Below are 5,544 nucleotides of genomic sequence, written 5' to 3' on the forward strand. Positions count from 1 at the left end.
CGCTGAAGCATTCGGCCGCGAGCGGGCATTTCTGCGCGCCGAGGCACTCCATGGAGGTGACCGAGACCTGGCGCCAGGCCCGGTCCGTGACGCCCGGCATGAGCTCGTCGCGGTCCCCCGTGGTGGTCTCCTCGGCCCATTCGCGCAGGCGGACGACTTCCTTGCCCAGCTGGGAGGACGGCCCGCCAAGTGCGGCGGCGAAATGCGGCACGCTGGTGTCCTCGCCCAGGGAAAACAGCTGTCCCTCGGAAGGTTCTTCGGACGGGAAGCCGCCCTCGAGTTTGTGCCGGCAGACGTAGTTGGACCGGCCCTTGACCAGGGCGACCTTGACGGGCCTCTCCAGGGCAGGGGTGATGGTCTTGAGCAGCCTGGGCAGGTCCCGGCCCACAATCTGCGTCTGCAGCGCCAGGGTGGCGGTGGAGACCAGGGTGGGTTTGTTGCTGGTCAGCGAATGCGCGATCAGCGGAATCAGGTAGGCCAGCGACTTGCCGGTGCCGGTGCCGGCCTGGACCAGCAGGTGATCGCCGCTGTCTATCGCGCGCGCCACCTGCCGGGCCATTTCGTGCTGGCCATCGCGGCTCTGCCCGCCCATGCCGGACACGGCGCGGTCGAGCAGCTTGACAACAAAATCCTCGCCGGCCGCGCCGGCAACTGAACCGGCGCCGGTGTCAGTTTCGGCCGGCTCAGCATCAGCTGAATCGGCGTCAGCTGGTTCGGCGTCGGTCCTGGTCACCGCAGCCTCAGTCATTGCTGATGAAGGGATCCAGTTCGGCGGCGAGTCCTTCACGCACCATCACCACGGCACGGGTCCCGGTTTCCTCGTGGTCGAGGCTGAGGATCTCGGCGTCGCTCTCGTGGAGCTTGCTGATCAGATCCCCGCGGTTGTACGGGATGAGCAGTTCAAGCTTCACGCTGGGCCGCGGAATGCCGTCGCTGATGGCCTTGAGCAGTTCCGGAATGCCTTCGCCGGTGCGGGCCGAGACCACCACGTGGCGCGGCTCGCGCTGCTTGAGCCGTTCGACCACGAACGGGTCAGCGGCGTCGGCCTTGTTCAGGACAATGATTTCCGGAACCTTGCGCGCGTCGACTTCGCTGAAGACCGTCCGGACAGCGGCGATCTGGCCCTCCGGATCCGGGTGCGAGACGTCCACGACATGCAGGATCAGGTCAGAGTCGGCGACCTCTTCCAGCGTGGAGCGGAATGCCTCCACGAGCTGGGTGGGCAGGGACCGGACAAAGCCCACGGTGTCGGCCAGGGTGTATCCCAGCCCGTCAGCGGTTTCGGCCTTGCGGACGGTGGGGTCCAGGGTGGCGAACAGGGCGTTTTCCACCAGCACCCCCGCGTCGGTCAGCCGGTTCAGCAGCGAGGACTTCCCGGCGTTGGTGTACCCGGCGATCGCGACAGAGGGCACGGCATTACGACGGCGGTTGGCGCGCTTCGTTTCCCGGGCAGGCTTCATGGCGGCGATTTCGCGCCGCAGCTTGGCCATCCGGGTGCGGATCCGACGGCGGTCCAGTTCGATCTTGGTCTCACCGGGACCACGCGAGCCCATGCCGGCACCGGCGCCGCCCACCTGGCCACCGGCCTGGCGGGACATCGATTCACCCCAGCCGCGCAGGCGCGGGAGCAGGTATTCGAGCTGGGCGAGCTCCACCTGGGCCTTGCCTTCACGGCTCTTGGCGTGCTGGGCGAAGATGTCCAGGATCAGCGCTGTCCGGTCAATGACCTTGACCTTGACGATGTCCTCCAGCCCGCGCCGCTGGGAGGGGGCCAGTTCGGCGTCGACGACGACGGTGTCGGCGCCGGTGGACATCACGATGGCTTTCAGCTCCTGTGCCTTGCCGGAGCCGAGGAAAGTCCCAGGATCGGGCTTGGCGCGCCGCTGGACGAGCCCGTCGAGGACCTCGGAGCCGGCCGTCTCGGCGAGGGCGGCAAGTTCGCGCAGGGAGTTCTCGGCGTCCGCGAGGGTGCCCTCGGTCCAGAGGCCGGCCAGGACGACGCGCTCAAGGCGCAACTGCCGGTATTCGACCTCGGTGACGTCTTCGAGCTCGGTGGACAGGCCGGCCTTGCGGCGCAGTGCGTGCCGTTCCTCAAGGTCCTGCTGGTCGCCGTCGAAGTTGGTGTACACCTCGTCCAGGCGGGAGATGGCCTGCGCCTTGCCGAGCACCGACGCCGGGCTGCTGGTACCAGCACCGGTGGCGGTGCCATGGCTGGTGCCGGAGCCGCCGCGGCCTGGGGCGGGGGTGTCCTTGGAAAGGATCCGGTCGATTACAGCTTGAATCTCTTCAGGGCTCATGTCCTGGGCTGCTGAATCGGGTCCGGTGTTGGGGTGGCTGGTCATGGTCTCCTTWAAAGGTTCGGCACTTTCAGAATAGTGCCGATTGTTGCTCTGTGGGGCGGTATTCGCGCTGGGCTGACGGCGGGGGGTCATGCGGGCCTCCTGGAATGCCCGCGGCAACGGCGCCGGGGCGGGGCTGGCTCTGTGCAGAGCGGTGGCTGGGTGATGGTAGAGGCGGCTAAGGCGCCTGGCTACGGGGACACTGGCTGTGTGGGCGGTGCCGGTGCCGGTGCAAAACACGGTGACGTGGGTGCCTCCGCCACGCCGGGCCTGGGAGCGGGCCAGGGAGCACAGTGCCAGCAAAAACGGTGCCAGCAAAACTCCGTGCCTGGGACATGGCTGGATTCCAAGTGGTGCGGGCGCCCGCGGGTGAGAAAACTCACCCCTGCGATGGCGCACTCAGCGGAAGGCGTTTACCTGCGTCGCTACGGAGTCCCCCGGCGTCCCTGACAAGGACGGGACGGGACCCGTGCCGGCTACTTGGAGATCAAGATCATGTTTTGTAGCGTAGCAGACGCCGGCGCTGCCACCCGGTTTCCCATACGGGCTGGCCGCGAACTAATCTGGCCCATTATGGAGTCTGCACACTATTTCAGCGCCCAGCCGGCCGGGCCATTTACCCGCAAGCCGCTCACCGTGGATCTTGCCGGTGAGACGCGCCGGCTGCAGACGTCCTCGGGGATCTTCAGCCCGGACGGGATCGACAAGGGAACGGCCGTGCTGCTGGCCGATGTCCCGGCGCCGTCGCCGCAGGGCAACCTGCTGGATATCGGCTGCGGCTGGGGACCGATCGCCCTGACCATGGCCCTGCGGGCACCGCACGCCCAGGTCTACGCGGTGGACGTGAACGAACGCTGCGTGACCCTGACCAATGAAAACGCCGGGCTGCTGGGGCTGCACAACGTATCCGCCAGCACGCCGGACGCCGTGGACCCCGACCTGCGCTTTGACACCATCTGGTCCAACCCGCCGATCAGGATCGGCAAGGATGAGCTTCATGCCCTCCTGCGCCTGTGGATTCCCAGGCTGGCGCCGGGCGGATCGGCCTGGCTCGTCGTCCAAAAGAACCTCGGCTCGGACTCGTTGCAGCGCTGGCTCTCGGCGGAGCTCGACGCCAGCTTCAGCGTGACCCGGGAGAGCACGTCGAAGTCGTTCCGGATCCTTCGAATCAGGAAAGCGTCCCGCTAGCGACGATCACGGCCGGGCCGCTGAGTTCGACGTGTTCGTGCCCCTCCGGGCCCAGGAAGAATTTCACGCCGACGACGCCGCCGGGGACGTGGACGTTCCATGCGTCCGGTGCGCCCTGCCCGGCCCAGTGGCGAATCGCGACGGCGGCGGCGCAGGCGCCCGTGCCGCATGACTGGGTCTCCCCCACTCCGCGCTCGTGGACCCGCATGGTGATGGTGCCGGTGCCGTCGTGGACCAGTGGTTCGGAGGGCACAACGAATTCGACGTTGGTGCCGTGCGGAGGCGTCGGGTCCACCCGGGGGGCAGTGAACAGCTGCGTGGCCTGCAGTTCGGCTGTTTCGGCCAGGGCCACGACGGTGTGCGGGTTGCCCATGCTGACGGAGAGGGCGGGCCGCGCGACTTCGAGCCCGTCGGCGCTGACCAGCGAGTCCATGGCCCGCGCGGTCGCCTCGCCCGGGAAAATGAATTCCCAAGGGCCCATGTCGACGGCGTAGCCCGCAGCCGTCCGGACGATCGTCTTGGCACCGCCCCGGGTTCCAATGACGAGCGATTCGCCGGCCGGCAGGTCTACGAGGCCTTCGGCGATGAGGAAGTGCACAAAGACGCGGACCCCGTTCCCGCACATCTCAGAGAGCGAGCCGTCGCCGTTGCGGTAGTCCATGAACCACTCGGCATCGGGGTGCGCGGTCAGCAATTGCTGCCCCTCGGGCAGGAGCCGGGAAGGCACGGCCCGGATCAGGCCGTCGCCGCCGATGCCACGGTGCCGGTCACAGAGCGCCGCGACGTGCTCCGGGCTCAACTCGAGCGCGCCGTTGGGGTCCGAGATCAGGACAAAGTCGTTGCCCGTTCCGTGGCCTTTGGAAAACTTCAGGCCGCTCAGCGGGGCGGTATCGCCGGCAGTACGGTCAGCGGCTACGGCTTGGGATTCGTCCATGCTCCAAGGTTACCGTTCCGCCCGGACCGCTCCGGCACCGTGGCCCAAGCGCTACGCCGGAGGCAGAACCGGCGTCGCCCGGCAGAGGCCGGCGGCCTTGGCCACGAGGTCAGGACCGTGCCAGCCCAGCCAGGTGACCCGGGGATCCGCACGGAACCAGGTCAGCTGGCGTCGCGCGAACTGCCGGGTGGCGATGATGGTTTCGTCCGCGGCCTGCTCCACGCTGGAGGCACCGTCGAGCACCCGGAGGAACTGGGCGTAGCCGAGGGCCCGCGGCGCGGTCCGGCCGTTGCGGAGCCCTGCGGCGTCCAGCCGGCGGACTTCGTCCAGGAGCCCCCGGTCCACCATCGCGTGGACCCGGTCAGCCAGGCGCTGCCGGAGCAGTTCCCGGTCCACCTCGAGTCCGATCTGGACGGCAGGCTGGAAGTATTGGCGGGCCGGCATGAAGGAGCTGAATGGCCGCCCGGTGAGCTCGAAGACTTCCAGGGCGCGGATGATCCTGCGCTCATCGCCGAGCCTGCCCGCGGAGACGGGGTCCACTGCCTCGAGCCGTTGCCGCAGGGGCGCGGGTCCTGCGGTAGCCAGTTCCGCCTCGAGCCGGCCGCGGATGTCCGGATCCGTGCCGGGGAATTCCAGGACGTCGAGGGCGGCGCGGACGTAGAGTCCGGAGCCGCCGGCCAGGATGGCCCGCTTACCCCGGCCGTGGATGTCGGCGATCAACGCCCGGGCCTGCTGCTGGAAGTCCGAGACGCTCGCTTCCTCGGTCACGTCCAGAATGTCCAGCAGGTGATGCGGCACACCGCGGCGCTCCGCCTCGGTGATCTTGGCGGTGCCGATATCCATGCCGCGGTAGAACTGCATCGAGTCGGCGTTGATGACTTCCCCGTCGAGTTCGAGGGCGAGGGAGACGGCCAGGTCTGATTTGCCGGATCCCGTCGGCCCGACGACGGCGATCACCGGCGGAGTAGCTGGCCGTGCCCCCTGCGCCGCCGCATTTTGGGCAGCGTCCCGCTGGGCCGTGTCCTGCTGGGCAGCGGCCTGGGCTGTGGCCTCGACCGCCGTGGCCTGGGCTGTGGCCCGGGC

Annotated in this window: 5 protein-coding genes; 1 reads left to right on the top strand and 4 read right to left on the bottom strand. The window is 68.5% G+C overall.

Annotated elements, in window-relative coordinates; all coding sequences use genetic code 11:
* Together AC1D1S_RS18795 and hflX are read right to left on the bottom strand one after the other, a co-directional pair.
* Positions 1–748: ATP-dependent DNA helicase (locus tag AC1D1S_RS18795; RefSeq protein WP_476995176.1), on the bottom strand; the 748-nt coding region annotated here is incomplete at its 3' end.
* Positions 741–2,342 carry a GTPase HflX gene (hflX, locus tag AC1D1S_RS18800; RefSeq protein WP_476945695.1) on the bottom strand — a complete coding sequence of 534 codons (1,602 nt, stop codon included), beginning with the start codon at positions 2,340–2,342 and terminating at the stop codon, positions 741–743. The genes AC1D1S_RS18795 and hflX, both read right to left, overlap by 8 nt.
* A gap of 570 nt (positions 2,343–2,912) precedes the next feature.
* Between hflX and AC1D1S_RS18805 the strand changes: the two genes are divergently transcribed.
* On the top strand, positions 2,913–3,527 hold the full coding sequence (locus AC1D1S_RS18805; RefSeq protein ID WP_230008613.1) for a class I SAM-dependent methyltransferase: 615 nt from the start codon (positions 2,913–2,915) through the stop codon (positions 3,525–3,527).
* Here AC1D1S_RS18805 and dapF read toward each other — a convergent pair.
* Both dapF and miaA read right to left on the bottom strand, forming a co-directional pair.
* Positions 3,508–4,461, bottom strand: coding sequence for a diaminopimelate epimerase (gene dapF, locus AC1D1S_RS18810; RefSeq protein ID WP_476945694.1), 954 nt, complete (start codon positions 4,459–4,461; stop codon positions 3,508–3,510). The genes AC1D1S_RS18805 and dapF overlap by 20 nt on opposite strands.
* Positions 4,462–4,512: 51 nt before the next feature.
* The gene (gene miaA / locus AC1D1S_RS18815; RefSeq protein ID WP_476995177.1) at positions 4,513–5,418 is read right to left on the bottom strand and encodes a tRNA (adenosine(37)-N6)-dimethylallyltransferase MiaA; all 906 of its coding nucleotides are present in this window, start codon (positions 5,416–5,418) and stop codon (positions 4,513–4,515) included.
* Between the last annotated feature and the right edge of the window lie 126 nt (positions 5,419–5,544).

The sequence above is a fragment of the Arthrobacter sp. P1_A5 genome, from assembly GCF_056406825.1.

What these genes read in the sequence shown, in the direction of transcription:
- hflX (WP_476945695.1), bottom strand. Translation starts at nt 2,342, where the DNA reads ATGACCAGCCACCCCAACACCGGACCCGATTCAGCAGCCCAGGACATG.
- AC1D1S_RS18805 (WP_230008613.1), top strand. Translation starts at nt 2,913, where the DNA reads ATGGAGTCTGCACACTATTTCAGCGCCCAGCCGGCCGGGCCATTTACC.
- dapF (WP_476945694.1), bottom strand. Translation starts at nt 4,461, where the DNA reads ATGGACGAATCCCAAGCCGTAGCCGCTGACCGTACTGCCGGCGATACC.